The sequence below is a fragment of the Nonomuraea sp. NPDC050383 genome (genome assembly GCF_044459125.1).
Taxonomy (GTDB): Bacteria; Actinomycetota; Actinomycetes; order Streptosporangiales; family Streptosporangiaceae; genus Nonomuraea.
Window position 1 is genome coordinate 154,262 of sequence record NZ_JBITIP010000010.1, and the last position, 25,663, is coordinate 179,924.

Consider the following 25,663-nt stretch of genomic DNA (forward strand, 5'->3'; position numbering starts at 1 on the left):
GGCGCCGTAGCGTTCCCGGTATGAGCCAGGGCCTTCACTTGACCCGGCGCCCGCACGTCGACTTCGGTCACGTCGCCAGCGCGCAATGTCGTTGATCACGGACAGCTGACCGCGCACTTCCCCATCCCGGCATGGCCGACGGTGCTCGTGCCACCCTCTTCCCGCGCGCCCGCGCACTGGCGCGCCTCTTCATGAGGAACGTTCCGTGATCAAGATCAGGCATTTCCTTCTCGTTCTGACGGCGGCCGGACTGGCCGCCTGCGGCTCCGCCGAGGGCTCGGCGCGTCCCGGCGGAGCGGAGGTGAAGGTGCTGCGTTACCAGGGCAACGTCGGCGCCGTCACCTACCCCGAGCTCGCCGAGGACCTCGGCTACCTCGGCGACGTCAAGCTCAAGTGGGTCGGCAACACCACCAGCGGCCCCCAGGACATCCAGTCGGCCGCCACCGGCCAGACCGACTTCGGCGGCGCCTTCAACGGCGCGATCATCAAGCTGAAGGCGGCCGGAGCGCCGATCAAGGCGGTGATCGGCTACTACGGCTCCGACGACAAAAGCTTCAGCGGCTACTACGTGACCGACGACAGTCCCATCCGCACCGCCCGCGACCTCATCGGCAAGAAGATCGGCGTCAACACGCTCGGCGCGCACCACGAGGCCGTCATCAAGGAGTACCTGAAGCGGGCGGGCCTGACCCCGGAGGAGATCAAGCAGGTCCAGCTCGTCGTGATCCCCCCGGTCAACACCGAGCAGGCGCTGCGCCGGGGACAGCTCGACGTGGGCACGCTCGGCGGCATCATCAAGGACAAGGCGCTGGCACGCGGCGGCCTGCGCCCGTTGTTCACCGACGTCGGCCTGTTCGGGCCGTTCACCGCCGGCTCCGTCGTGCTGCGCGAGGACTTCATCGCGCGCAACCCCCACACCACGAGGACGTTCGTCGAGGCGTTCGCCAAGGCCGTCCAGTGGGCCCAGAGCCACCCGCGCGAGGAGGTCGTCGCCAGGTTCAAGCAGATCATCGCCAAGCGCGGACGCAACGAGGACGCGACCGCGGTGACGTTCTGGAAGAGCACCGGCATCGCCGGCAAGGGCGGCGTCATCGCCGCCAAGGAGTTCCAGACGTGGATCGACTGGCTGAGCCGCGAGGGCGAGATCAGGCCCGGCCAGGTGAAGCCGTCCGACCTCTACACCAACGAGTTCAACCCCTACGCCCACGGGAGCGGGTCATGACCGCCACACTCGGCCGGACCGCGGTGAAGACCAAGATCGGCCTCCGGGACGTCAGCAAGGTGTTCCAGGTCCGGGACGCCCGCGAGCCGTTCGTCGCGCTGTCCGGCATCGACCTCGACGTGCGCGAGGGAGAGTTCCTCACCCTCGTCGGGCCGAGCGGCTGCGGCAAGTCCACGCTCCTCGACCTGGTCGCCGGGCTGACGCGGCCGACCGGCGGCCAGATCCTCATCGACGGCACGCCGGTCACCGGCCCGGGGCTGGACCGGGGGATCGTCTTCCAGCAGTACGCGCTGTTCCCCTGGCGCACCGCGCGGGCCAACGTCGAGTTCGGCCTGGAGGCGAAGGCCGTACCGAAGAAGGAGCGGCGGGAGCGGTCCCGGCACTACCTCGACCTCGTGGGGCTGACCGGCTTCGAGGAGCGCTACCCGCACGAGCTGTCCGGCGGCATGCGGCAGCGGGTGGCGATCGCCCGCAGCCTCGCCTTCGACCCCGACGTGCTGCTGATGGACGAGCCGTTCGCCGCGCTGGACGCCCAGACGCGCGAGTCGCTGCAGGAGGAGTTGCTGCGGATCTGGGAGAAGACCGGCAAGACCGTCGTCTTCATCACGCACGGCATCGACGAGGCCGTCTACCTCGGCCAGCGGGTCGCCGTCATGACCTCCCGGCCGGGCCGGATCAAGGAGATCGTCGAGGTGTCCTTCGACTCCCGGGACGGTGACCTGCGCGCGGACCCGGCGTTCGGCGAGTACCGCCATCACGTGTGGGCCCTGCTGCGCGACGAGGTCGCCGCGGCGCAGGTCCTGGAGCGGAAGGCGACGTCCCATGGCTGACCGGCCGGGCGACCTCGCCGCCGCCACCGCCCTGGGCGAGCGCGCGACCGAGCGGCTCTCCGTCGGCGCCCACGCCCCTGACCCGCCGCGCCGCCCGCAGACGCCTCCCGGCGCCCGCCCGTCCGCCGCCGCGCGACGGTATCGGCACGTGGCCTCGCGGGCGCTCACGAAATCCTCGGCGATCCTGCTGCTGCTGGCCGCCTGGGAGGTGCTGCCGCGGCTGGGCGTGTTCGACCGGGTCTTCGTGCCGCCGCTGTCGGAGGACCTCGCCGTCTGGTACGAGATGGTGCTCGGCGGGCAGCTCCCCGAGCACCTGGAGGCGTCGCTGGTCCGCTCGCTGTCCGGGTTCGGCCTGGCCATCGCGCTGGCCATCCCGCTCGGCCTGCTGATCGGCTGGTACCGCCCGGTGGCCGACACCCTGACCCCGCTCCTGGAGCTCTTCCGCAACACCTCCGCCGTGGCGCTGCTGCCGGTGTTCACCCTCATCCTCGGCATCGGCGAGACCACGAAGATCACCTTCGTGCTGTACTCCTGCTCCTGGCCGATCCTGCTCAACACGATCAGTGGCGTGAAGACCGTCGAGCCCCTGCTGATCAAGTCGGCCCGGTCCATGGGCCTCGGCCCGGTCCGGCTCTTCCAGAAGGTCATCCTGCCCGCCGCCGTGCCCACCATCTTCACCGGCGTGCGGCTGGCCGGCGCCTACTCCATCCTCGTCCTGCTGTTCGCCGAGATGGTCGGCGCCAAGGCCGGGCTCGGCTACCTCATCCTGGACGCCCAGTCCAGCTTCCGCATCCCCGAGATGTACGCCGGGATCATCACGATCTCCGCGCTCGGCCTGCTGTTCAACCTGCTGCTGATCAGGATCGAGCGCCGCTTCTCCACCTGGAGGACCACATGACGAGAAAGCTGCACCTCAACGCCTTCCTCATGGGCGTCGGCCACCACGAGGCGGCCTGGCGGCACCCGCGCACCGACCCGTCGAGGATCGCCGACGTCCGGCACTACCAGGACCTGGCCCGGATCGCCGAGCGCGGCAAGCTCGACTCGGTTTTCCTGGCCGACGGCCTGGCCCTGTGGGGCGACGTCCGGCACAACGCGCTCGGCGGCCTGGAGCCGCTGACGCTGCTGGCGGCCCTCGCCGCCGTCACCGACCACGTGGGCCTGATCGCCACCGTGTCGACCACCTACAACGAGCCGTTCCACGTGGCCCGCAAGTTCGCCTCCCTCGACCACATCAGCGGCGGCCGGGCCGGCTGGAACATCGTCACCTCCGCCGGCGAGGCCGAGGCGCACAACTTCGGCGTCGAACGGCCCGCGCACGCCGACCGCTACGCCAGGGCCACCGAGTTCCTGGAGGTGGTCACCAAGCTGTGGGACAGCTGGGAGGACGACGCGATCCTGTCCGACCGGGCGGGCGGGCTCTACGCCGACACCGGCAAGATCCACCCGATCGAGCACGCGGGGGAGCATTTCACCGTCCGCGGCCCGCTGAACACCTCCCGCCCGCCCCAGGGACACCCGCTGCTGGTGCAGGCGGGCTCCTCCGAGGACGGCAAGGAGTTCGCCGCCCGTCACGCGGAGGCCGTCTTCACCGCCCAGCAGACCCTGGCGGAGGGCCGGGAGTTCTACGCCGACCTCAAGCGCCGCGTGACCAGGCACGGCAGGCAGCCGGGGGACCTGCTCGTCCTGCCGGGCATCTCGCCCATCATCGGCTCCACCGAGCGGGAGGCGCTCCGCCTGGAGAAGGAGCTGGAGGACCTCATCATCCCCGCGTACGGCCTGGTCCAGCTGTCCCGCATGACCGGCATCGAGCTGAGCGAGGACGCGCTCGACCGCCCGCTGCCGGACATCCCCGTCGAGACCGAGGGCGCGCAGAGCCGCCGCAAGCTCGTCGTCGACCTGGCCAGGCGGGAGGGCCTCACGGTCAGGCAGCTCATCGGCCGGCTGGCCGGCGGCCGGGGCCACCGCGTGGTGGCCGGCACCCCGGAGCAGATCGCCGACGAGATCCAGGAATGGTTCGAGGGCGGAGCGGCCGACGGCTTCAACGTCATGCCTCCCCTCCTGCCCGCAGGCCTGGCCGACTTCGTCGACCACGTCGTACCGGAGCTGCGGGTCAGGGGCCTGTTCCGGGACGAGTACGAGAGCCGTACCCTGCGCGGCAACTACGGACTGGCCCGGCCCGGCTCCCGGTACGCCGCCCATGACGGCGCGCAGCTGGAAGTGGCGGTGGCCGGATGACCGAGACCCTGCCCGACCGCACGGTGGACGCCGACGGCTACCGCCGCGCCCTCGCGGTGCACGCCGCCGGCGTCGTGGTGATCACCGCGCAGAGCGACGGCATCCCCGTCGGCCTGACCGCCACCTCCTTCTCCTCGGTCAGCCTGGACCCGCCGCTGGTCTCCTTCTACGTCGACCGGCGCTCCACCACCTGGCCCTGGCTGCGCTCGGCGGACCACTTCGCGGTCAACGTGCTGGCCAGTGACCAGGCGGAGGTGGCGGCCAGGTTCGCGAGCAAGGGGATCGACAGGTTCGCCGAGCCCACCCGGTGGCGTCCGGGGCCCCTCGGGGCGCCGCTGCTGCAGGACGTCTCGGCTCACCTGATCTGCCTGCCCCACGAGACGTCCGACGTCGGCGACCACGTGCTCGTGGTGGGCCTGGTCGCCGAGGCGTACGTGCACCGCACGGGCCGTCCGCTGCTCTACCACCAGGGCAGGTTCGGGCGCTTCATCGCCCACCCGTGACCGTGCCCCCGCGACCGTGGCCGGCTGGCCGCGGTCGCGGGCGCGGGCGCCTCACCGGCCGGGCAGCTGGTGGCGGAAGATCCCGCGGACGTCGCCGAAGCTGCCGGCGGCGAGCAGCCACGAGCCGCCGGGGACGCCGGCCAGTGACGTGAACTCCGCCGTTCCCGGGGCGCCGACCGGGCGCAGGGTCCAGACGCCGGCGGGGGAGCGGTGAGCGAGCGCGGCGTCGTCGCCGTTGACATCGGCGGAGCCGAGGAACCAGTGGCCGCCGCGCCCGTCCGGGACGGGGTCGAACGTCTCGCGCCACGGGCCGGGCACCGCGGTCACCCGCTCGGTCCGCCAGACGTTCCCGCTGCGGTGCAGCAGCAGCGGCGTGGTGGTCCGCGCGGTCATGTCCGAGACGTTGGCGGTGATCCAGACGCCGGAGGCGTCCGCGGTGATGCCGCCGAGGTCGTAGGAGGAGGACGTGTCGGAGGCGGGGAGGGCGTCGCCGAGGGGCTCGATCCGCCAGCCGGTGCCGTCGTAGTGGGCCACCCGGGGCTGGGTCTCGTCCCGCCTGTCCCGGCCGATGGCCCAGATGTCCGTGGCGGAGCGCGCGCTCGCCCGGCTCACCAGCACGGGCACGTCGGCCCTGACCCAGGCCGACCCGGTGTAGTGCCACGTGTCGTCGCCGAAGAACCACACGTCGGTGTCGCCGAGAACCTCGACCTCCTGGACCGACTGCGAAGGCAGGGTCCGCATCGTGGTCCAGGTCCGGCCGTCCCAGCGCAGAGCCCGCCGCCCGTCGTCGTCGCCGCTGGTGACGAGCCAGACGTTGGCGGGCGAGGAGGCGCCCGCCGGCCCGCCGCCGGCGCCCGGCCCGGAGGGAAGGGGACTGGCCCGCCAGCGCTCACCGTCCCAGTGGTAGGCGGTGGGGCCGAAGTGCCACCACCCGACCCGGCGGGTGCCGAAGGCCCACGCCTCACGCTCGCCGAGCGGGACGAGACTGGCGCCGAACTCCAGAGAGGGCGCCCGGTGCGCCAGCCGCCACCGCTCGTTGCCGGCCGTGGCGTTCTGGAGCGTCGTGCAGCCGGCGAGCAGGCCCAGCGCGACCACCGGGATCAGCAGGACCATCGGCAGCGTACGCACGTAGCGATGATGTCAGACGGACGGCACACGGCCGCCGGCGAGCGTGCGGATCAGCGGAACTCGGTGGTCACCTTGGCGGGGTCCGGCGCCTTGACCGACACCTTCGCACCCCACCCGCTGTAGCGGCTGTCCACGGCGACCATGGCGCTCTTCCCGTCCTCCGTCGCCGTGTACGAGCTCTGCACCCTGCTCACCAGGCCCGCCGAGGTGAGCGTGAGGGTGTAGGAGACCTTCGTGTTGTCGAACGACTTGTCCGCCTTCGCGCCCGCCCACCAGGCCGAGACGCGCTTGAGGTCCTTGAAGGTGATGGTGCCGGTGACGGAGCTCTTCGCCGGCTTCCCGTGCTCGATCAGCGCGGCCAGGGTCCTGGGCTCGGCCGGGTTGAGGATCTGGCTGTAGGAGTCGGGCATCCCGTACCGCTTGACCTTGTACCAGGTCTTGCCCTCCGGCAGAACGATGGGCATGACCCCGCCGGAGTGGTACGTGATCTTGCCGATGCCGACGGCCCGCTGCCGCCCGTAGTCGTCGTCGTCCCAGTGGATGTCGATGTCGAACGCGGCGACGCCCTTGCGGTCGAACTGGAAGGCGCCCTTGCGGTCCTGGACCTCCCTCTCGTCCGTGCCGTCCGACCAGGTGACCGTTTCGGTGAAGCGCACGCCGTGCCCGGGTACGAGCTTGGCCTTCAGCACGCTGACGGGATCCTTGGGCGCCGCCTGCGCGGGGGCGGCGACGGCGGACAGGGCCGCCGACATGACGGCGCAGGCAGCCAATGCTGTGATCATCTTCTTCATGGTCGGCGATGATGCCGGAAGTGGATCACGAACCGGGCACGATCGGCTGACCTGCGGGCGGCGGCGGGGCGGCTGCCATGATGGTCCCCTCCCATCCCGCCGCCGCTCCGGAGGACTCCCGTGCGCATCGTTCTCGCCGGTCTCGCCACCAGTCACCCGTTCACCGACGCCCGCACGCTGGCGAGCCACGCCGAGCTGGTGGTGTGGGAGCCGGACCCCGAGCGGCTGCGGCGCTTCACCGGCGAGCACCCCGCGGCCGTGGTCGTCCCGACGCTCGCCGAGGCGCTGGCGACCGGCCCCGACGGGGTGGTGCTGACCGTGCCCAACCCGCAGGTGCCCGGCGCGCTGGCCGCGGTGCTGGAGACCGGGGCGGCCTGCTTCGTCAACAAGCCCGCGGCAGCCGGCCGTGACCAGCTGGAGCGGCTCGACCGGCTGCCGATCCACGACCGGGTGATGTCGACGTCGGTGCTGCGGTTCGCCCCGGCGTTCGCGGGGCTCACGGTGGACCCGGCCGACGTGCTCGCCGTGCGGGCCACCGTGCGGCACGACGTCGGGCTGTGGGCCACCGGCTACAACGCCTGGCAGGACACGCCGGGCGAGGGCGGCGGCACGATGGTGACCATGGGGATCCACGGCGTCGAGCTGCTGGTCGCGCTGCTGGGACCGGACGTGGCGCTGGCGGGCGCGGCCGGCGCGCGGCGGCACTACGCGACCCTGCGCTCCGAGGACACCGGCGTCATGGCGCTGCGCTGGGCGGACGGCGTCACCGGCGTCGTGGAGGTCCTCGGCGTGTCGGAGGGGGAGGAGTACACCGTCACCGTGCACCGGCGCGACTCCTCCGAGACCGTCGTGATCGAGGGGGGCGACGACCCGGTCAAGGGGCTCGGCTACGAGGGGACGATCGCGGCGTTCCTCGACATGGTGGCGGGCGCGCCCAGCCCGGTCCCGTGGGAGCAGACCCGCGCCGTCCTCGGCGTCCTGGTCGCGGCCCGCGAGAGCGCCCCGCCCGCCGCCTCCTGACCGCGGCTGCGTCCACCCGTTGACAGGTCAACTGTGCGCCAGTTACGGTCTGGACCGTAAATGACGTACAGAGGGAGACCGCGTGCGGACGACAGCGGAACTAGAGGAACGGCTGGCGCGGCCGAGCGCCGGGCTGGTCGACGACCTCGGCGGGCTCGACGGCGACATCATGATCCTCGGCGCCGGCGGCAAGCTGGGACCGAGCCTGGTGCGGCTCGCGCTCAACGCCACGGCCGCCGGCGGGCACGACCGGCGGGTCATCGCCGTGTCCCGCTTCTCCGAGCCGGGCCTCGCCGACGCGCTGCGGGCGGAGGGCGCCGACGTGGTGCCCGCCGACGTGGCCGACGAGCGGGCGCTGCGCGAGCTGCCCGACGCGGCCAACGTGGTCTTCCTGGTGGGCGCCAAGTTCGGCACCGCGGGACGCGAGCACGCCACCTGGTTCACCAACGCCTACCTGCCCGGCCGCGTGGCCGACCGGTTCCGTGACAGCAGGATCGCCGCGCTGTCCACCGGCAACGTCTACCCGCTCGTCCCCGTGACCAGCGGCGGCAGCACCGAGGACTCCGCCACCGGACCCGTGGGCGACTACGCGATGAGCTGCCTCGGCCGGGAGCGGGTGCTGACGCACTTCGCCGAGACGTACGGCACCCGCATGGCGCTGATCCGCCTCAACTACGCGGTCGAGCTCAGGTACGGCGTGCTGGTCGACCTGGCCCAGAAGGTCCTCGCCGGAGAGCCCGTCGACCTGGCCACCGGCCAGGTGAACGTCGTCTGGCAGGGTTACGCCAACGAGGTCACCCTGCGCTCGCTAGCGCTGGCCGAGGCGCCGCCGTACGTGCTCAACGTCACCGGCCCGGAGCTGGTCTCCGTGCGGCAGGCGGCGCTGGCGCTGGGGGAGGCCCTGGGCAAGGAGCCGGTGTTCACCGGCGAGGAGGCGCCCACGGCGCTGCTGTCGAACGCCTCACGCTGCCACCGCCTGTTCGGCTACCCGCAGATCACCCCCGCCGAGCTGATCGAGCACACCGCCCGCTGGGTCGCCGGCGGCGGGCCGCTGCTCGGCAAGCCCACCAAGTTCGAGCGCCGTGACGGCCGCTTCTGACCCGCCCGCGCCCACCGCAGCCCACTCACCCGTGACAAAGGGGGACCCCCACGTGCTCAGCACGGCTCCAGAGGCGCAGACGTCCGTGCGCCACCTGTTCCGGCGCGGCCTCGTCATCCCGGCGCACCCGCTCGCCCTGACCGAGGATCGCAAGCTGGACGAGCGCCGCCAGCGGGCGCTGACCCGCTACTACGTCGAGGCGGGCGCCGGTGGGCTGGCGGTGGGCGTGCACACCACCCAGTTCGCGATCCACGGCACCGGCCTGCTCGCGCCCGTGCTCGAACTGGCCGCCCGCACCGCCGGCGAGGCCGGCCGCGAGGTCGTGCTGGTGGCCGGGGCGACCGGCCCGACCGCGCAGGCGGTGGCGGAGGCCGAGCTGGCCAGGTCCCTCGGCTACCACATGGTGCTGCTCAGCCCGCACCGCGACCTGGACGAGGACGCCCTGATCGACCGGGCCAGGGCGGTCGGCGAGGTGCTTCCCGTGATCGGGTTCTACCTCCAGCCGGCCGTGGGCGGGCGCGCCCTGTCGCGCGACTTCTGGACGCGCCTGGCCGCGATCGAGTCGGTGGTGGGCATCAAGGTCGCCCCGTTCGACCGCTATCGGACGCTCGACGTCCTGCACGGCGTGGTGCGCGCCGGGCGCGCGGGCGACGTCGCCCTCTACACCGGCAACGACGACCACATCCTGGCCGACCTCATCACCACGCATCGCGTGGTGGTGGACGGGCGCGAGGTGGACATCGAGTTCGTCGGCGGCCTGCTCGGCCAGTGGGCGGTGTGGGTGCGGCGGGCCGTGGACCTGCTGGAGGAGGCGAAGCTCGCCCGCGCCGGCGACGACGCGGCGGTGCGGCGGCTGCTCACCCTGGACGGTCACCTGACCGACGCGAACGCCGCCATCTTCGACACCGCCAACGGCTTCCACGGGTGCATCCCGGGCATCCACGAGGTGCTGCGCCGGCAGGGACTGCTGGCCGGCCGCTGGTGCCTGGACCCGGCCGAGGAGCTGTCGCCCGGGCAGCTCCAGGAGCTCGACCGCGTCTGGGCCGCCTACCCGTGGCTGCGCGACGACGACTTCGTCGCCGCCGGCCTGGACCGCTGGCTGTCCTGACATGCCCGCCCGCCGGCCACCGCACGAGACCCGCCCGCCCCATGCCCGGCCCCATGCCCGGCGGCCGGGCGGGTCAGAGGGTGAGGCGGTAGAGCGTGAGCGGGCGGCCGCTGGAGCCGCTGGTCAGGTTGCCGGTGCGCTCGGCCAGCCCGGCCAGCTCCAGCCGGTGCAGCATGCGGCGCGCGGTCCGCTGCTGCACGGCCAGGCGGTCGGCGATCTCCCGGGTGGTCAGCGGCTCCTCCCCGGCGGCGGCCCGCGCCTCCAGGAGCTTCTCCAGCGTGGACACCGACAGGCCCACCCGCCGGGCGATGACCGACAGGTTGTGCTCGGCCGCCGGGGCGGCGGGCACCGACTCCAGCACGATGTCGGTGTCGGCCCGCAAGGACAGCACGGCCGCCACGTCGCCGATGCGCCGGGCCCGGGCCAGCGCGCGGCGGGCCAGGCTCTCGGCCTCGGCCGCGCTGCGCCCCAGGCCGAACCCGATGCGGACCACCTCGTTCTGACCGGCCAGCCGCCCCAGCATGGGCAGGCAGGTGAACCCGCCCGTGGCGTCGTGCAGCGGCCCCCGGGTGGTCACCAGCAGCTGCGTGCCGCCGCGGAAGGCGGCGACGGTGCCGCCCAGCGCGGCGGCCTCGCGCAGCAGGCCCTCCTCGCCCGCCACCTCGATCAGCCCGAGCGCGATCTGCGCGTCCTCCTGGGCCTGGCCCTCGGCCGTCAGCAGCAGCTGGCGCAGCGCCACGCGGACCGAATGGACCGAGGGCACGAGCCGCAGCACCTGCATCTCGTCCCGCAGCGCCTCGTGGACGCTGCTCAGGCACGTGATCACCGGGTGGCCGGGGTCGCGGCGGTGGAAGGCGATCGCGCTCCTGGAGGTCATCTCGGGCCGGTAGGGGAGCGTGCGCAGCGCCTGCGTGGGCAGCCCGGCCTCGGCGAAGGTCGCCGTCACGTCGGCCGCCGACAGCGTGTCGATGGACAGGCGGGTCACGTCCACGCCGTCGCGCTGGAGCCGTACGAGGGCGCTGAGCAGGGTCGCGCCCGAGTAGTCGACGAACGCGGCGGGACGCGTCAGCACGTCGGCGTCGCGGGCCAGCATGTACGGGACGATGCCGGTGAACAGCCACCCCTCGACGCCCGAGGCGTGCGCCTCGGCGATCGCCGGCGCCTGGGACTCGTGGTCGTAGTCCAGGCGCAGCGCGGTGACGCCGGGCTGGTCCTCGCACGTGGCCGCGACGTCGTCGACCAGGTCATGCGGGCCGACGACCCCGATGACGATTCCCACCCACGTCCCCCTCTCTGCTCATTTCGGTCAAGACCGCAATCATATCCTTGTGAGGTGTCCCGGTGAAGTTCCCGTCCATGGCCGAGGCGGCGGGCCGAACGCTCGGCGACGAGGAGGTCGCCGCCGCCGAGCGGGTGATCCGCTCCGGCATGCTCAACTCCGTCTGGGGCACCGAGGCCAGGCGGCTCGAAGAGGAGATCGCGCGGATGTACGGCCTCCGCCATGCGATCTCCTGCAGCTCGGGCACCGCGGCCCTCCATCTGTCGGTCGTGGCGGCGGCGCCGGACCCCGGAGACGAGATCATCACGACGCCGATCACGGACTTCGGGACTGTGGCCCCCATCTTGGCGCAGAACGCGGTCCCTGTCTTCGCGGACGTGGACCCCGCGGACGGCAATCTCGACCCCGCCGCCGTCGCCGCGCTGATCGGGCCGCGCACCCGGGCGATCATGGCGGTCCACCTGTTCGGCGCGCCCGCCCGGATCGACGAGCTGCGCGCCCTGGCCGACGCCCACGGCCTGACGCTGATCGAGGACTGCGCGCAGGCGTGGCTCACCGAGCTGCCCGCGCCGGACGGGGCGGGCGGCGCGCCCCGTCCGGCGGGGACCGTGGGCGACGTCGCCTGCCTCAGTCTCCAGCAGTGGAAGCACATCACCTGCGGCGACGGCGGGGTGGCGCTCACCTCGGACGACACGCTGGCCAGGCGGATGCGGCTGTTCGCGGACAAGGGCTGGGACCGCGCGGCCGGACGCTCGCACGCCTCCTACGGACTCAACTACCGCATGACCGAGCTGCAGGCCGCGGTCGCGCGGGCACAGCTCGCCAAGCTGCCCGGGGTGGTGAGCGCCCGGCGGCGCACCGCCCTGCTGCTGCTGGACGCGCTCAAGGGCGTGCCGGGCCTGCGGCTGCCGCGGCCGGACGGCCACGCCTGGTGGCTGTTCCCCCTCGTGCTGCCCGGCGGCGGCGCGCGGGAGCTGGCCGAGGGCCTGGGCGCGGCCGGCGTCCCGGCCCGCGCCGGATACCTGGGCGAGCCGCTGAACCGCGCGCCCGTCTGGCACGCGCCCGTCTACGGCGGCTCCCGCGGGCCCCTGGAGGGCTACACGCCGGCCGGCTGCCCCGAGGCGGAGCGCCTCGTCGCCGACACGTTGCTGGTCATCGACTGGAACGAGCACTACACCGGCGAGCACGTCGAGGTGGTGGCCCGCGAGATCGCCCGCCTCCGTGGCCGCCCGTAGTCACGGTCGGATATCAGGCGTTGACCCGGCCGGACGCCCTCACTAGATTTCGGTCAGGACCGGTATTAGGAAAGGAAGCCGCCATGAGGAAGACAGCGGCAGTCGGCATCGCCGCCGCGTTGAGCGTCGCGGTCGCCGGGTGCGGATCGAGCGGCTCGGACAAGAGCGTCGTGACTCTCTGGATGTATCCGGTGATCTCCGACCAGGCCAAGAGTCAGGCGTACTGGGGCAAGGTCGAGAAGGACTTCGAGGCCCAGAACCCCACCGTCGACCTCAAGGTCGACCTCCAGCCCTGGGAGGGCCGCCAGGAGAAGGTGACCACCGCACTGATCTCCAAGAAGGGCTTCGACCTGGTCGTGCTCGGTCCCGACCAGATCCCCCAGTACGCGCAGCAGGGCACCATCGAGCCGGTCGACGACGTCGTCGCCGCCGACAAGGCGTCGTACCTGCCCAACTCGCTGAGCGCCCTGACCGTGAACGGCAAGCTCTACGGCGTGCCGGTCTACCAGACGATCACCGCGCCGATCTACAACAAGAAGCTGTTCACCGAGGCCGGCGTCGAGGCGCCGCGGACGCTCGCCGAGCTGAAGGCGGCCGCGCCCAAGCTGGCCGCCAAGAAGGTCGCGGTGCTCGACTACCCGGGCAAGCCCGAGGTCAGCCTCAACCAGAGCTTCTACCCGCTGCTGTGGGCCAACGGCGGCTCGGTCTTCGCCCCCGACGGCAAGAGCGTCGCCTTCAACGGCCCCGAGGGCGTCGAGAGCCTCCAGCTCCTGCTCGACCTGAAGGCCGCCGGCGGCCTGCCCGAGAACGCCGCCAGCAAGGGCAACGACATCGAGGGCGGCCCGCTCGCGGCCGGCAGGACCGCGATGTACCACGCCGCCACCGCCCTGCAGGCGGTCCAGCTCGGCACCGCCATCGGCGCCGAGAACGTGGGCATCGGCCTGCCGCTGGAGGGCAGCAAGCGCGTCGCGTTCGGCATCCCCGGCGCCCTGGTGCTGGCCGGGCACTCCGGGCAGAAGGACGCGGCCAGGAAGTTCGCCTCGTTCCTCTCCTCGCCGCAGCAGGCGGCGCAGCTGGCGAAGGAGTCCGGCTTCTTCCCCGCGCGCACCGACGTGACCGTGCCCGACCAGTCGGCCGAGGCCAAGGAGTTCGCCAAGTCGCTGCAGTACGCCTTCCCGGGTGACACGCACCCGAAGGCCCGCCAGGTGATGGGCGTGCTCGCCCCGCACATCCAGGCGGCCCTGCTCGGCAAGGAGGACGCCAGGACGGCGCTCGACGCCGCCGCCAAGGAGGCCGACACGCTGCTGAGCAGCGGTAGCTGACCGGAGAGGACGACGGTGCGTCATCGCTTGCGTGACCCGGTCACCGGGCTGCTGTTCGTGCTCCCGATGCTGGTGCTGTTCCTGATCTTCAAGATCTTCCCGACCCTCGGCGCGGCGGGCATGAGCCTGACGAACTGGAACATCGGAGGGCAGTGGAGCTTCGTCGGCGCCGACAACTACGCCCGGCTGCTCGACGACGTGAACTTCTGGACCAGCCTGCGGGTCACGCTGGTGTACGCGGCGATCTACGTGCCGCTCACGGTCGTCGTGGCGCTCGGCACGGCGCTGCTGCTCAACCAGGTGGTGTTCCTGCGCGGGCTGTTCCGCGGCATGCTGTTCCTGCCGTACGTGACCAGCTTCGTGCTCGCCGGCATCGTCTGGCGCTGGATCTACGAGTTCGACGGCCTCATCAACGGGCTGCTGGCCAAGGCCGACCTCGGCCCGGTGGCGTTCCTGGAGCAGTCGGGGCTGGTGCTGCCGGCGCTGGCCCTGGTGTCGGTGTGGAAGGGATTCGGCTACTCGATGCTGATCCTGCTGGCCGGGCTGAAGTCCATCCCGGGCTCCTACCTGGAGGCGGCCACCGTCGACGGGGCGAGCGCGTGGCAGCGGTTCCGCCGGATCACGCTGCCCCTGCTCAAGCCCACCTTGTTCTTCGTCATGGTGATCGAGACGATCAGCGCCTTCCAGACGTTCGACACCATCTACGTGATGACCGGCGGAGGCCCCGCGCGGGCCACGTACACGCTCATCTACGGCATCTACGAGCACGGCTTCCGGTCCTTCGAGTTCGGCTACGCGGCCACCTGGGGCATGGTGCTGTTCGCGATCGTGCTGGTCGTGTCGCTGGTGCAGCGCCGCTTCCTGGACCGGGGGAACACATGACACTGACCGCTTCCCGCCCGCTCGCCCGCGCCTCCAAGGCCGCGCGGGCGGGCCGGCCGCGCGCCAGGTGGCCGCTCGCCGCGCTGCTGGGCGTGATGGCGGTGCTGACCGTCAGCCCGTTCCTGGTGATGCTCGTCGTGGCGCTGTCGCCGGCCGGCCGGCCCACCGTGCCCGGCCGCTGGCCCGAGTCGCTCACCTTCGACAACCTGGCGCGGGTCCTGTCCTCCAGCGGCATCGCCGAGTGGACGGTCAACTCGCTGGTCTACTCCGTGGTGTCGGTGGTGGTCATCCTGCTCACCGCCTCCATGGCCGGGTACGCCTTCGCCAAGAAGCGCTTCCCCGGCCGGGACGCGATGTTCTGGACGTTCCTGGCGACCATGATGGTGCCGTTCCAGGCGACCCTCATCCCGACGTTCGTCCTGGTCAACGGCCTGGGCGGGGTGGACACGTTCTGGGGCCTGATCGTGCCGACGCTGGCCAACTCGCAGGCCGTCTTCCTCATGCGCCAGTTCATCCTGGGCCTGCCGGACGAGCTGTTCGACGCGGCCAAGGTCGACGGCGCCTCCGAGCTGCGGGTCTACTGGACGATCGTGGTGCCGCTCACCAAGCCCATCCTGGCCACGCTCGGGGTGTTCGTGTTCCTGTGGCACTGGAACGACTTCCTGTGGCCGCTGGTCGTCGGGCAGAGCGACACGACCCGGACGCTCACCGTGGGGCTGACCACGCTGCGGACCGAGGAGCTGCAACTGTCGGTGCTGATGGCCTCGGCGACCGTCTCCGTGGTGCCGTGCCTGGTGGTGTTCTTCCTGCTCCAGCGCTACCTCGTCAACAGCATCGCGATGACCGGGCTCAAGTAGCCGCCGGCGCTGGCCCGCCGAGCTCTCTGGCCTAAGCTCTCTGGGATGCACATCTCGGCACAGAACCTCCGGGACCGCCTGCGCGGCTCGCTCGTCGCCGCGGCCGCCACTCCCATGACGGCGGCCGGAGAGGTGGATCTCGACCTGGTCTCGCACTACCTCGCCGGACTGGTCGCCGACGGGGCCGGCGCGCTGGCGGTGCTGGCCCACACCGGCCGGGGCCCGTACCTGTCCCCGCAGGTGCGCGCGGGCGTGATCGAGCGGGCGGTGGCGCTCGGCGTCCCCGTGCTCGTCGGCGTCGGCGGCCATCCCGGGACTGCCGGGCCGGCGGCCGCCGAGGCGACGACGGACCAGGCGCGCGTGGCGGCCGATCTCGGGGCGGCGGGCGTCCTGGTGTTCCCCTCGGCGGGGGACCGGCCGGCGCTGCACGACGCCGTGTGGCGGGCGTCCGGGCTGCCGATGATCGCCTTCGACCTCTACACCCTGCCGTGCCCGCCGGAGGTGATGGCCGAGATCCTCACCCACCCGGGCGTGGCGGGCCTGAAGACGGCCCTGCTGTCCGACGCCATGGGCTGCCAGCGGGCCATCGCGCTGGCCCGCGAGGCGGGACGGCTGGCCATCACCGGCGAGGACCGCATGTTCGGCCCGTCCCTGCTGTGGGGCGCCGAGGCCGCGCTGGTGGGCATCGCCGCCGCCGCCGTGGAGGTCACCGCCGCCGTGCTGGACGCCTTCCGCGGCGACGACCTGCGGGCCTTCCACGAGGCGTCCGACCGCCTGGACCGGCTGGCGCGGGTCACGTTCACCGAGCCCATGGAGGGCTACGTGCGGCGCATGCTGTGGCTGGCGGCGGCCGAGGGCCGCATCCCCGGCTCGCACGCCCACGACCCGTACGGCCCGCCGCTGCCCGCGGACGAGCACGCGCAGGAGCACGCGGAGGTGGTACGGCACCGCGGACGCGTCCGGACGGCGGACCGGCCGGGTGCGACGCTCACCGGGTAGACCGCCACCACGTCGTCGAGCGCGGTGAGCTCTCCGATCCGCATGCCTCACACAGGGGGACGCTCGCGGCCCGGGTAGAGGAACGCGGGCAGCAGCGTGGCGGCCGAGAGCCCCATCGTCCACCAGAACGTCGCGCCGTAGGCGGCGGCGGGGGCGAGGCCGCCGTCGAGGTGGTGCTGGAGGACGAGCGTGAGGATCGCGGTGCCCAGCGCGCCGCCCACCCGGTTGATCGTGTTGATCGCCCCGGCCGCCCGCGGCACCTGGTCCTTGGTAGCACGAAGGCGGTCCGCAGCAGCGGCCCGTCCAGTTTGTCCACGGCGGGGCGGAGTCCCACGGACGGGGTCATCCCACCCCTTCCGCCACCGGCTCGCGCAGTCCCGCGAACAGGTCGTCCTCCGGCGTGACCACCTCGACGAGCGAGCGGGCGAGGTGGTAGTCCTCGGTCGGCCACACCTCGCGCTCGATGCCACGGGGGTGGCGCATGAATCCGGCCTGCGGGTCGATCTGCGTGGTGTGCGCCAGCAGGGCGCGGTCCCGGGTCTCGAAGTACTCCGAGCAGGGCACGCGCGTGGTGGTCCCGATCGCCGGCTGCGGCAGCTCTTCCAGCAGGTCCGCCATTCCCGAGTCGATGCCGCGGGCCGTCATGGCCTGGTGCATGGCCAGGAACCAGTCGCGTGACAGCGCGGCGTGGTAGTAGAGCTTCATCGGCTGCCACCCCGCCCGGGCCCCGGCCGCCTCGAAGGCGGCCAGGGTCACCTCGTGGGTCCTGATGTGGTCGGGGTGGGGGTAGCCGCCGGTCTCGTCGTAGGTGACGATCACGTGCGGGCGGAACTCACCGATCAGCTGCAACAGCCGCCCGGCCGCCTCCTCCAGGGGCTGGAGCGCGAAGCAGCCGTCCGGCAGCGCCTCGCCGGGCGCGGGCAGCCCGGAGTCGGTGAACCCGAGGAAGCGCTGGCGCACGCCCAGGATCTCGCGGGCCGCCGCCATCTCGGCCCGCCGGATCTCGGCGAGGTTCTCCCGTACGCCCGGCTTGTCCATCGCCGGGTTCAGCACGTCGCCACGTTCGCCGCCGGTGCAGGTGACGACCAGGACGTCCACGCCCTCGGCGGCGTACTTGGCCAGCGTGGCGGCGCCCTTGCTCGACTCGTCGTCGGGGTGGGCGTGCACGCTCATCAGGCGCAACGGTTCGCGATGCGTGACGCGCAGGTTCATGTGCGACCTCCGTTCGTGTTGGCGACATAAATTTAGGTTCAACATAAACTTATGTCAATCCTGTTCTTGGGGCAGACCTATGGAAGAATGGACGTCATGCCCGGAGGACTACGCGAACTGAAGAAGCAGCAGACGCGCCAGGCCATCTCCGACACCGCGACGCGGCTGTTCATGGAGCGCGGCTTCGAGGCGGTGACGATCGCGGACATCGCGGCGGCGGCCCAGGTGGCCAAGATGACCGTCACCAACTACTTCCCGCGCAAGGAAGACCTCGCCCTCGACCACCACGAGGCCCTCACCGGCAGTCTGGCCCGGCCCGTCGCCGAGCGGCGGCCGGGGGAGTCGGCGCTGGCCGCGCTGCGCCGCGCGTTCCTGGACGCCGTGCAGCGGCACGAGCCCGTGGTCGGCTTCTCGGGGCCCGCGTTCGTCCGCATGATCGCCGGCAGCCCGGCGCTGATCGCCCGCATGCGCGAGATCAACGATCAGCGGGAGAGCGCTCTGGCCGAGACGCTGGCCGCCGAGACGGGCGCCGCGCCCGGGGATCTGGCGCCCAGGGCCGCCGCCGCGCTGCTCGCCGCGGCCCACCGCACGCTGTTCCAGCGCGTCATGGACCTGACGCTGACCGGCATGAACCAGGACGAGATCGCCGCCGACGTCACGTCAGCGGCCTACGAGGTCTTCGACCTCCTCGAACCCTCCCTGTCGGGTTACGCGGTGCGCTGAGCGCCCTGCTGGTGCGTCCACGCCGGCTTCCTGCCTCCTCCTCGGCGAACCGCCGGCTTCCCGCCCCTCTGGCCGGGAAGCCTTCTGACCGAGGGCCGGAGCCGCCGCCCTCGCCTGCGGATCGCCGGAGGCGTCAGGGCCGGCCGGAGATGGCGATGCGGACCAGGTCGCGGCCCTTCACGCCGTACAGGGCGCGGCGCGAGGGATCCAGGGCCAGCTTGGGCTCGCCGCCGAACCACTGCCCGGCCAGCCCCTCGACGATGGTCCTCGCCGTGAACGACCTCAGGTCGATCTTGTAGATCTTGTCCCCGTCCGTGCAGTAGGCCACCTCGCCCGTGACGAACAGGTCGCCGCCCTTCGCGCCCACCTGGAGCCTCGCGGTCACCTCCCGGCGCCGCGGGTCGAACGCGAACACCTCGCCGGTGCTCGCCATGCCGTACAGCAGGGTCCCGGCGCGTCCGAGGGCCAGGGACGTGATGGCGCGGGCGCCGGGCACGGGCTCGGCCTGCCACAGGAGCCTGCGGCCGGCCAGGTCCCAGGCGGCGAGGCGGGCCGTGGTGGTGACCGGTGGCAGGCCCAGGCCCTCCTGGATGAGGGTGCCGAGGTAGGCGGTGCCGTTCCGGGTGACGACCGAGTAGACGGTCTGCCGCTCGACGGCCGGCCGGTAGGTCTCCACCTTGCCGGTGCGCGGGGAGTACAGCGTCAGGGCGCCGTTCACGTGGCCGGGCTCGGGCTGCGTGGGCATCACGAGCAGGCCGGTGCGCGCGTCGTAGGCGAGGTCGCGCGGCCGGTCCTGCTGGTTGCCGGCCCGCAGGAGCAGCTTCGCCTCGCTCTCGCCGGGCCGGTGTGCGTACAGGGCGGCCTGCGTGTAGACGCCGAGGTAGGTGGTGCCGCGCACGGTCAGCATGGTCTTCGGCTCGCCCGGGATGCCGAGCCGGGTGACCTTGCCGGTGGCCAGGTCGTGGATGTCGGCGCCGCTCTTGCCGCCGACGTAGACGCGCTCGCCGTCGGAGTGGACGGACATGGGCTCCTCGGGGGCGGCCCGCAGCCCGCGCTGCACGAGGTTGCGGTACTCGATCGCGCCCGTCGCCGGGTCGACGACGAAGACCGCGCTGTCCTGGACGCCGTAGACGCGCCCCTCGTGGGCGAGGATCCGGTGGGTGGCGGCCTCGAAGTACGGCACGCCGAGCACCTCCAGCCGGTCCTCGGCGATCGAGTAGCGGTAGAGGGTGCCGGTGGGGCGGCCGGCGAAGTAGACGTGGCCGTCGTGGAGGAGCACCGAGACGATGTACTTCTCGCCCGGCGCGGTGGCCTTGACGACCTTGAAGCCGCCTGGGTCCGCCCTGTCCAGCACGAGCAGCTCGGCCAGGGAGTTCATGCCGCAGGCGATGTGGGTGCCGGACATGCTCATGCTGGCCACCCAGTCGCGGTCGGCCAGCTCCGGCGGCAGCAGCTCGCGCCGCTCGCCGGTGGCGCGGTCGATGGCGATGAGGTGGGCGTTGGCGCCGACGCCCGCGTAGACGTGCGTGGCGTCGGCCTGGATGCTGCGGACGTACGCCTCCCCGGGGCTGGCCTCGCCCAGGTCGCGGCCGGCGCCGGTGGCCGGGTCGTACTCCCGGACCCGGCCGGGCTCGGAGGTGCCCATGTACACCTTGCCGTCGGGCGAGGCGGCCATGGTCCAGATGAAGTGGTCGGGGTACTCGGCGACCTTCGACACCGTGCCGGCCACGGTGTCGATCCGGTAGAGGTCGGAGCGGGAGTGCGTGGCGGCGTAGACGTCGGTGCCCACCCGGCACATCGCCCAGATGCCGATGCCCGTCGGGATCTCGAAATGGGTCGTGACCGTATCCTTGGCCAGGTCGTACGCGCCGACGACGTTGGGCGACAGGCCGCGCGAGCCGACGTAGAGGACATCCCCCACGATCTCGGCGTTGCCGAGGGGGGCGGCGACGCTGGCCGGCCCCAGGCCGGTGACGGTTCCTTCGGCTTGCGTGGCCCGGACCGCCGTGGCCGTCGCGGGGGTGGCGGACAGGGGGACGGCCACCGCGGTGGTGGCCGCCGCCTGCAGGAAACGACGACGGGGGATCATGTGCGGCTCCCTGGTGAAGTTTGCCGCACGCTATAACGGGCCGGGCCGTAATGTCCAGGGTTCCGAACAGCAATGCCCAGATCCCGGACAGCAATGTCAGATGCCGAACAGCTCCGCGGCGTTGCGCCAGGCCACCCGCTCGGCCGCCTCGGGGGCGAGCCCCGCCGCCGCCACCGCGCCGAAGGCCGACGCCGGGTCGATCAGCGTGGAGTCCGTGCCGAACAGCAGCCGCCGCCCGTCCACGGCCGCCGCCACCTCGGCGATGCGGCCCGCGGGGGCGTGCGACCAGCAGGGCTCCAGATAGAGCCGGTCGCAGGCCGCGGCCGCCTCGATCGCGTGGCGGAACCCGTCGGCGCCCATGTGCCCCGCGATCACCCGCAGGCCCGGCGTGTCCAGGCAGACCTGCGCCAGGTCGAGCACGGAGGCGCCCCAGGTGTGCACGAGCGCGGGGCACCCGGCCTCGGCGACGAGCGCCAGGGCGTCGCGCAGCTGCGGCGAGGTGACGGGCGAGCCCGTGTAGTCGGTGTGGATCTTCACGCCGACGAACCTGCCGGTGGGCAGGTAGGCCTCCAGGTCGTGGGCGGCCTCGCGGAGCTGGCGCGGGTTGACGGTGACGTAGCCGAGCAGGCGGTCGTGCTCCTCCAGCACCCGGGCCAGGGCGCGGTTGCCGGCCGGCGCGTCGTAGATGACGGCCTCGGTGGCCGAGACGACGGCCCGGTCGATGCCGTAGCGGTCCATGGCGGCCAGGCTCGCCTCGGCCACGTCCATGGTGAAGAACCACGGCCCCCAGTGGGCGTGCACATCGATGATCATGAGAGCAGCCTCCTGGCGTTGCCGCCGGCCACCGCGGCGACCTCGGCGGGGGAGAGCCCGCCGGTCGCCAGGCGCAGCAGGGGGACGAGTGCTTCGGCGTGCGGGGTCCGCGAGCCGTACAGCAGGCGGTCCGCGCCGACCTCCGCCGCGGCGGTCTCCAGCGCGTCGGGGGAGTTGAGCAGGCGGGTGGAGGTGTGGAAGCCCGGCTCGTCGGCCGCCACCACCAGGAAGTCGCCCAGGTGGTAGAAGTGCGTGTCCAGGAAGACCACGCGGGCGCCGATCCCGGCGAACGGCCGCCAGAACCTCCGCACGTCGCCTCCGGTGAGCACGGTCAGCCCCAGGGCCGTCGCGCGGCGCGCGACGTGCCCGACGGACGGGAAGCCCGCCTCCACGCCCTGCTCGTCGGGGAAGAGCCGCACGGCGCGGACCCCACCGGCGGCCAGGCGCTCCAGCTCGCGGGCCGCGCCGACCGGGTCGCGCAGGTCCACCGTGCCCACCGGCGCGAACGACGACCCGTCCGCCCGCAGCTCGCGCAGCGCCAGCGCCTCGTCGTTGCCGGACCGGACGTCGAACAGCGCGGCGCGCAGGCTCGCCACCGCCCCCGCCCGGATCCGGTGGCGGGCCAACGACCGGAGCACCTCGCCGGGCGCGCCGGGCGGACCGTCCCGGTCCGGGTAGGCGCCCACCAGCACGTCGGCGTCGAGCGTCACCTCCAGATCGCCGATCAGCCTCCACGCGTCGAAAGCCGTACCGGCCCCATCCCTAATCGTCATGCGGGCCATCATGCCATTGACGTACTGCGCGCAAATAGTTACGGTCTGGACCAAAATCGAACAACAATGAACTGAGGTGCTCGGCGTGCTCCGACGTCTCCTGGCCGCCGTGGCCGGCCTGTTACTCCCAGCCACCCTGTCCGTTCCCGCCGCCACGGCCGCCCCCGGCCCGGCGAGCGCCACCATGACGGCCTCCACGGCGGCGTGCGCCGACCCTGCCGTGCGCACGTACGGCCCGGCCACGATCACCGGCGCGATCGTGGGCGCCGCCGTCCACGACGGCCACGCCTACGTCGTCACCCGCGGCCCCAAGCCGCCGGTGCTCGCCGACATCGACCTGAGCACCCGCAAGGTGGTCAGGACCGCCACGCTGCCCGACGGCCCGGCCGAGGGCGCGCCCGAGGGCGGATGGGCCACCGCCGTCACCGGCGGCAAGGTGTACGTCGGCACCTATCCGGTGCCCGACCTCTACAGCTTCGACATCGCGACCGGCGAGGTGAAGCACCTGCGCTCCTTCGGCCGCAACGGCGGCTTCGTCTGGAGCCTGGCCGCCGCCCCCGACGGCACCCTCTACGCGGGCACCTACCCCGGTGGCCGGGTCTTCGAGTACGTGCCCGCCACGGGCGCCGTCCGCGACTTCGGCGTCCTGGCCCAGGGCGAGCGGTACGTGCGCGCGGTCGCCGCCGACGACACCTACGTCTACGCGGGCCTGCTCGACAAGGCGAAGCTGGTGCGCATCGAGCGGGCCACCGGCCAGGTGCGGGAGCTGGCGAGCGCCCCCACCGGCGTGGGAGCCATCACCCTGCACGGCGACCGCGTCCTCGCGGCGGCCGGCGGCGAGCTCATCGACGTGCGCAAGGACGGCACCGACCTGCGGAGGGTGACCCTGGAGCAGGGCTCCCTCGACGTCCCCTCCGCGACGGACGACGGCACCGTCTACGCCACCTCCCGCCCGGACGGCACGGTCTACCGCTACCGGACCGGCGACACGGCGTTCACCAAGGTCGCCGACGCGCCCGCGCCCGGCGACGAGAGCCGGCTGCTGCGGCTGCTGGACGCGAACACCCTGCTCGGCTTCGCGGGCAGCGGCGGCCTGTGGTGGCTGGACCTGAGCACCGGCACGTCGCAGTTCGTCGACCTGCTGGAGGCGGGGCTGCCGCCGGGCACCGAGCGGGTGCAGAGCATGCTGCTCGTGCCCAACCGCGCCCTCTACGTCGGCGGTCACTTCGTGATGGAGGTCCGCGACCTGCGCACCGGGGACAAGCGCCGCTTCCGGGTGCCCGGCGAGCCCAAGGACCTGGTGCGGCGCGGCGAGAAGATCTACGCCGCCGTCTACCCCAGCGGCCAGGTGATTTCCATCGACCTGCGCACCGACAAGGTGAGCAGCGTCGCCTTCCTGGGCCACGGCCAGCAGCGGCCGTGGGACATCGAGTACGACCCCGTGACCGACAAGCTACTGGTCGCCAGCGCCCCGCTCGGAGCCAACCTCAAGGGCGCGCTGACCGTGGTGGATCCCGACACCGGCCACGTGGACTCGTACGTGGACGTCATCCCCGACCAGAGCCTGATGAGCCTGTCGCTCGACTCGCGGCGGGGCGTGGTGTACCTGGGCGGCGACGTGGTCGGCCCCGGCGGCACCCCGCCCACGCGGACGACGGCCTCGGTCGCCGCCTTCGACCTGCGCGCCCGCAAGGTGCTCTGGTCGGTGGACCCGGTGCCCGGCCACCGCACGTTCCAGGACGTCAAGGTGCACGACGGCCTGTTGTACGGCGTCTACAAGCGGGAGTCCGGCACCTGGATCGCCCTCGACCTGGCCACGCGCCAGGTGGTGCGCCAGGGGACGATCGCCGGCTACGGCGAGCTGACCGTGCACCGGGGCAGGGTCTTCACCTCCGTCTTCCGCGGCGGCGGGAACGCCTACGAGCTGGGCACCGAGGCGAAGCTGCTGGCCACCGGCCTCGGCGACGAGTGGTACACCAACCCTCAGCTGCACTTCGAGCCCGGCACCTGGAACGCCTGGGCGCTCGTCGGCCGGGAGCTGGCCAAGATCCGGCTCGACCCGGCCTGCCCGCCCTTGACCATCCCGCCGACCGGGAGCTAGGTTTCGGTCTGTGCCGAAATCTGTTTTCGATGCCCATCGGCTGATCGGCCCCGTGCCGTTCGACGATCTGCCCGCCGACCCGCGGGCCGAGATGGACCGGCTGGGCATCGACCGGGCCTGCGTGACCCACACGCTCAGCCTCTACTCCGACCCGCAGGCGGGCAACGACGCCCTCCTGCGGCTGGACGACCCCCGGCTCGTCCCGGTGCCCGTCGTGGTGCCCGGCGTGCCGGGGGCGTCCGCGCCCTCGGCGCCCGCCGAGGTGCTGGAGTGGGGGGCGCGGATGGTCAGGCTCTGCCCGGAGCGGCACCGCTTCGACCTCACCGGGCCGGTGGCGCTGCGCTGGCTGGCCGAGCTCGACCTGCCCGTCGCGATCGACCTGGACGAGGCCCCGCCCGCGCGGCTCCGCGTCCTCGCCGAGCGGCTGCCCGGCCTGCGGCTGCTCGTCCTCAACCCGGGCTACCGGGGGCTGCGCGCCCTCGCGGAGCTCATGGCCGCGGCGCCGCGCGTGTGGGTGGAGATCGGCACCGTCAACACCCAGGGCGGCGTCGAGTGGCTGGCCCGGCGCTTCGGCGCCGGCCGGCTCGTGTTCGGCACCGGGGCGCCGGTGGCCGACGACTGCGGCCCCCGCTTCCTGCTCGACCACCTCGACCTGGAGCCGGCGGAGGTCGAGCTGATCGCCGCCGGCTCGCTGGAGAGCCTGCTGTGAGCGGCGCCCCGGTCCTCGACGCGCACGGGCACGTCGGCACGTGGCCCGACTTCCTCATCCCCGACCCGACCGCCGAGGGCCTGGTCGCGACCATGGACCGGATCGGCGTCGCCGCGATGGGCATCAGCCACCTGCTGGCCGTCGGCCCCGACGCCGAGGGCGGCAACCGGCTGGCCCTGGACGTCGCCGCCCGCTTTCCCGGCCGGTTCGGCGTCTGGCAGGTCTACAACCCGCACCACCGCACCCCCCTGGTCACCGGCGGCGTGTGGGGCGTCAAGCTGCATCCCGACGTCCACCAGTGCCCCCTCGACGACCCCCTCTACGAGCCCGTCTGGCGGCTCGGCCTGCCGGTGCTCGCCCACGGCCAGACCGACTCGCCGTGGAGCGACCCCGCCCGGTTCGCCGCCGTCGCCGCCCGCCACCCCGGCGTGCCCCTCCTCATGGGCCACACCGGGCTCTGGCCGTACGGGTTCGCCCGCGCGGCCCGCCTCGCCGAGGGTCACCCGAACCTCTACCTCGAGGTGTGCGGCTCCCGGATGACCGGCCGCTGGATCGCCCGGCTGGCCGCCACCGTCGGGGCCGGGCGCGTGGTGTTCGGCTCCGACGCCTGCTTCCTCGACCTGAGGACCGGGTACGGCCGTGTCGCCCTCGCCCCGCTCACCGACGCCGACCGGGCGCTCGTCCAGGGCGGCAACCTGGCCCGCCTCCTCGGCCCCCGCCTCGCCTGACT

Annotated in this window: 25 protein-coding genes; 17 read left to right on the forward strand and 8 right to left on the reverse strand. The window is 72.9% G+C overall.

What is annotated here, in order from left to right; translation table 11 throughout:
* Positions 1–205: 205 nt before the first annotated feature.
* From ACIBG4_RS25010 to ACIBG4_RS25030, 5 genes are read left to right on the forward strand one after another with little or no spacing between them, the layout of a single operon-like run.
* On the forward strand, positions 206–1,222 hold the full coding sequence (locus tag ACIBG4_RS25010; protein ID WP_397203851.1) for an ABC transporter substrate-binding protein: 1,017 nt from the start codon (positions 206–208) through the stop codon (positions 1,220–1,222).
* The gene (locus tag ACIBG4_RS25015) at positions 1,219–2,052 is read left to right on the forward strand and encodes an ABC transporter ATP-binding protein (RefSeq protein WP_397203852.1); all 834 of its coding nucleotides are present in this window, start codon (positions 1,219–1,221) and stop codon (positions 2,050–2,052) included. Before ACIBG4_RS25010 ends, ACIBG4_RS25015 begins: the two co-directional genes overlap by 4 nt.
* Entirely contained in the window at positions 2,045–2,950 is a 906-nt protein-coding gene (locus ACIBG4_RS25020) for an ABC transporter permease (protein WP_397203853.1), read from the forward strand. The genes ACIBG4_RS25015 and ACIBG4_RS25020 overlap by 8 nt, the downstream gene beginning before the upstream one ends.
* Positions 2,947–4,290 carry an LLM class flavin-dependent oxidoreductase gene (locus ACIBG4_RS25025; RefSeq protein WP_397203854.1) on the forward strand — a complete coding sequence of 448 codons (1,344 nt, stop codon included), beginning with the start codon at positions 2,947–2,949 and terminating at the stop codon, positions 4,288–4,290. Before ACIBG4_RS25020 ends, ACIBG4_RS25025 begins: the two co-directional genes overlap by 4 nt.
* On the forward strand, positions 4,287–4,793 hold the full coding sequence (locus ACIBG4_RS25030; RefSeq protein WP_397203855.1) for a flavin reductase family protein: 507 nt from the start codon (positions 4,287–4,289) through the stop codon (positions 4,791–4,793). Before ACIBG4_RS25025 ends, ACIBG4_RS25030 begins: the two co-directional genes overlap by 4 nt.
* Positions 4,794–4,844: 51 nt before the next feature.
* Here the strand turns inward: ACIBG4_RS25030 and ACIBG4_RS25035 are convergent, their stop codons facing one another.
* Complete coding sequence (locus ACIBG4_RS25035) at positions 4,845–5,921, reverse strand: hypothetical protein (RefSeq protein WP_397203856.1); 1,077 nt, start codon at positions 5,919–5,921, stop codon at positions 4,845–4,847.
* A gap of 50 nt (positions 5,922–5,971) precedes the next feature.
* On the reverse strand, positions 5,972–6,712 hold the full coding sequence (locus ACIBG4_RS25040; protein ID WP_397203857.1) for a hypothetical protein: 741 nt from the start codon (positions 6,710–6,712) through the stop codon (positions 5,972–5,974).
* 120 nt (positions 6,713–6,832) lie between these two features.
* Here ACIBG4_RS25040 and ACIBG4_RS25045 point away from each other — a divergent pair, with 120 nt between their 5' ends.
* From ACIBG4_RS25045 to ACIBG4_RS25055, 3 genes are all read left to right on the forward strand, one after another.
* Positions 6,833–7,732, forward strand: coding sequence for a Gfo/Idh/MocA family protein (locus ACIBG4_RS25045; protein ID WP_397203858.1), 900 nt, complete (start codon positions 6,833–6,835; stop codon positions 7,730–7,732).
* A gap of 82 nt (positions 7,733–7,814) precedes the next feature.
* A complete protein-coding gene (locus ACIBG4_RS25050; RefSeq protein WP_355448072.1) occupies positions 7,815–8,831 on the forward strand; it encodes an NAD(P)-dependent oxidoreductase in 1,017 nt (338 codons plus the stop codon).
* 31 nt (positions 8,832–8,862) lie between these two features.
* Complete coding sequence (locus ACIBG4_RS25055) at positions 8,863–9,939, forward strand: dihydrodipicolinate synthase family protein (RefSeq protein ID WP_397203859.1); 1,077 nt, start codon at positions 8,863–8,865, stop codon at positions 9,937–9,939.
* Positions 9,940–10,012: 73 nt separating this feature from the next.
* On the opposite strand, the gene ACIBG4_RS25060 is transcribed toward ACIBG4_RS25055, so the two are convergent.
* A complete protein-coding gene (locus tag ACIBG4_RS25060; RefSeq protein WP_310713174.1) occupies positions 10,013–11,218 on the reverse strand; it encodes a hypothetical protein in 1,206 nt (401 codons plus the stop codon).
* Between the two features lie 62 nt (positions 11,219–11,280).
* On the opposite strand from ACIBG4_RS25060, the gene ACIBG4_RS25065 reads away from it, so the two are divergent.
* From ACIBG4_RS25065 to ACIBG4_RS25085, 5 genes are all read left to right on the forward strand, one after another.
* Positions 11,281–12,453: a DegT/DnrJ/EryC1/StrS family aminotransferase gene (locus tag ACIBG4_RS25065; protein ID WP_397203861.1), complete on the forward strand. Its 1,173-nt coding sequence runs from the start codon at positions 11,281–11,283 to the stop codon at positions 12,451–12,453.
* Positions 12,454–12,536: 83 nt separating this feature from the next.
* Positions 12,537–13,775 carry an extracellular solute-binding protein gene (locus ACIBG4_RS25070; protein ID WP_397203862.1) on the forward strand — a complete coding sequence of 413 codons (1,239 nt, stop codon included), beginning with the start codon at positions 12,537–12,539 and terminating at the stop codon, positions 13,773–13,775.
* Between the two features lie 27 nt (positions 13,776–13,802).
* A complete protein-coding gene (locus ACIBG4_RS25075; RefSeq protein ID WP_310713170.1) occupies positions 13,803–14,657 on the forward strand; it encodes a sugar ABC transporter permease in 855 nt (284 codons plus the stop codon).
* A complete protein-coding gene (locus tag ACIBG4_RS25080; protein WP_397203863.1) occupies positions 14,654–15,514 on the forward strand; it encodes a carbohydrate ABC transporter permease in 861 nt (286 codons plus the stop codon). The genes ACIBG4_RS25075 and ACIBG4_RS25080 overlap by 4 nt, the downstream gene beginning before the upstream one ends.
* A 45-nt stretch (positions 15,515–15,559) precedes the next feature.
* Positions 15,560–16,513 carry a dihydrodipicolinate synthase family protein gene (locus tag ACIBG4_RS25085; protein ID WP_397203864.1) on the forward strand — a complete coding sequence of 318 codons (954 nt, stop codon included), beginning with the start codon at positions 15,560–15,562 and terminating at the stop codon, positions 16,511–16,513.
* Between the two features lie 47 nt (positions 16,514–16,560).
* Here the strand turns inward: ACIBG4_RS25085 and ACIBG4_RS25090 are convergent, their stop codons facing one another.
* Both ACIBG4_RS25090 and mca read right to left on the reverse strand, forming a co-directional pair.
* A complete protein-coding gene (locus ACIBG4_RS25090) occupies positions 16,561–16,773 on the reverse strand; it encodes a hypothetical protein (RefSeq protein ID WP_397203865.1) in 213 nt (70 codons plus the stop codon).
* Between the two features lie 82 nt (positions 16,774–16,855).
* A complete protein-coding gene (mca, locus tag ACIBG4_RS25095; protein ID WP_397203866.1) occupies positions 16,856–17,725 on the reverse strand; it encodes a mycothiol conjugate amidase Mca in 870 nt (289 codons plus the stop codon).
* 96 nt (positions 17,726–17,821) lie between these two features.
* On the opposite strand from mca, the gene ACIBG4_RS25100 reads away from it, so the two are divergent.
* A complete protein-coding gene (locus ACIBG4_RS25100; RefSeq protein ID WP_397203867.1) occupies positions 17,822–18,448 on the forward strand; it encodes a TetR/AcrR family transcriptional regulator in 627 nt (208 codons plus the stop codon).
* A 133-nt stretch (positions 18,449–18,581) separates the two neighbouring features.
* On the opposite strand, the gene ACIBG4_RS25105 is transcribed toward ACIBG4_RS25100, so the two are convergent.
* The 3 genes from ACIBG4_RS25105 to ACIBG4_RS25115 form a co-directional block, all read right to left on the reverse strand.
* Positions 18,582–20,537, reverse strand: a complete 1,956-nt coding sequence (locus ACIBG4_RS25105; protein WP_397203868.1) for a hypothetical protein — start codon at positions 20,535–20,537, stop codon at positions 18,582–18,584.
* 96 nt (positions 20,538–20,633) lie between these two features.
* Entirely contained in the window at positions 20,634–21,350 is a 717-nt protein-coding gene (locus ACIBG4_RS25110) for an amidohydrolase family protein (RefSeq protein ID WP_397203869.1), read from the reverse strand.
* Positions 21,347–22,123, reverse strand: a complete 777-nt coding sequence (locus tag ACIBG4_RS25115) for an amidohydrolase family protein (protein ID WP_310713162.1) — start codon at positions 22,121–22,123, stop codon at positions 21,347–21,349. The genes ACIBG4_RS25110 and ACIBG4_RS25115 overlap by 4 nt, the downstream gene beginning before the upstream one ends.
* An 85-nt stretch (positions 22,124–22,208) precedes the next feature.
* Here ACIBG4_RS25115 and ACIBG4_RS25120 point away from each other — a divergent pair, with 85 nt between their 5' ends.
* The 3 genes from ACIBG4_RS25120 to ACIBG4_RS25130 are packed head-to-tail and all read left to right on the forward strand — an operon-like array spanning position 22,209 to position 25,661.
* Positions 22,209–24,224, forward strand: a complete 2,016-nt coding sequence (locus tag ACIBG4_RS25120; RefSeq protein WP_397203870.1) for a PQQ-binding-like beta-propeller repeat protein — start codon at positions 22,209–22,211, stop codon at positions 24,222–24,224.
* Between the two features lie 10 nt (positions 24,225–24,234).
* Positions 24,235–24,933, forward strand: a complete 699-nt coding sequence (locus ACIBG4_RS25125) for an amidohydrolase family protein (RefSeq protein WP_355448113.1) — start codon at positions 24,235–24,237, stop codon at positions 24,931–24,933.
* Positions 24,930–25,661 (forward strand): amidohydrolase family protein, encoded by a 732-nt coding sequence (locus ACIBG4_RS25130; RefSeq protein ID WP_397203871.1) that lies wholly within the window; start codon positions 24,930–24,932, stop codon positions 25,659–25,661. The genes ACIBG4_RS25125 and ACIBG4_RS25130 overlap by 4 nt, the downstream gene beginning before the upstream one ends.
* Positions 25,662–25,663: the final 2 nt, after the last annotated feature.

Bases quoted from the DNA above. Each gene is read 5' to 3' on its own strand.
- ACIBG4_RS25015 (WP_397203852.1), top strand. From the start codon at position 1,219: ATGACCGCCACACTCGGCCGGACCGCGGTGAAGACCAAGATCGGCCTC.
- ACIBG4_RS25020 (WP_397203853.1), top strand. From the start codon at position 2,045: ATGGCTGACCGGCCGGGCGACCTCGCCGCCGCCACCGCCCTGGGCGAG.
- ACIBG4_RS25025 (WP_397203854.1), top strand. From the start codon at position 2,947: ATGACGAGAAAGCTGCACCTCAACGCCTTCCTCATGGGCGTCGGCCAC.
- ACIBG4_RS25030 (WP_397203855.1), top strand. From the start codon at position 4,287: ATGACCGAGACCCTGCCCGACCGCACGGTGGACGCCGACGGCTACCGC.
- ACIBG4_RS25040 (WP_397203857.1), bottom strand. From the start codon at position 6,712: ATGAAGAAGATGATCACAGCATTGGCTGCCTGCGCCGTCATGTCGGCG.
- ACIBG4_RS25070 (WP_397203862.1), top strand. From the start codon at position 12,537: ATGAGGAAGACAGCGGCAGTCGGCATCGCCGCCGCGTTGAGCGTCGCG.
- ACIBG4_RS25080 (WP_397203863.1), top strand. From the start codon at position 14,654: ATGACACTGACCGCTTCCCGCCCGCTCGCCCGCGCCTCCAAGGCCGCG.
- ACIBG4_RS25085 (WP_397203864.1), top strand. From the start codon at position 15,560: ATGCACATCTCGGCACAGAACCTCCGGGACCGCCTGCGCGGCTCGCTC.
- mca (WP_397203866.1), bottom strand. From the start codon at position 17,725: ATGAACCTGCGCGTCACGCATCGCGAACCGTTGCGCCTGATGAGCGTG.
- ACIBG4_RS25100 (WP_397203867.1), top strand. From the start codon at position 17,822: ATGCCCGGAGGACTACGCGAACTGAAGAAGCAGCAGACGCGCCAGGCC.
- ACIBG4_RS25105 (WP_397203868.1), bottom strand. From the start codon at position 20,537: ATGATCCCCCGTCGTCGTTTCCTGCAGGCGGCGGCCACCACCGCGGTG.
- ACIBG4_RS25110 (WP_397203869.1), bottom strand. From the start codon at position 21,350: ATGATCATCGATGTGCACGCCCACTGGGGGCCGTGGTTCTTCACCATG.
- ACIBG4_RS25115 (WP_310713162.1), bottom strand. From the start codon at position 22,123: ATGACGATTAGGGATGGGGCCGGTACGGCTTTCGACGCGTGGAGGCTG.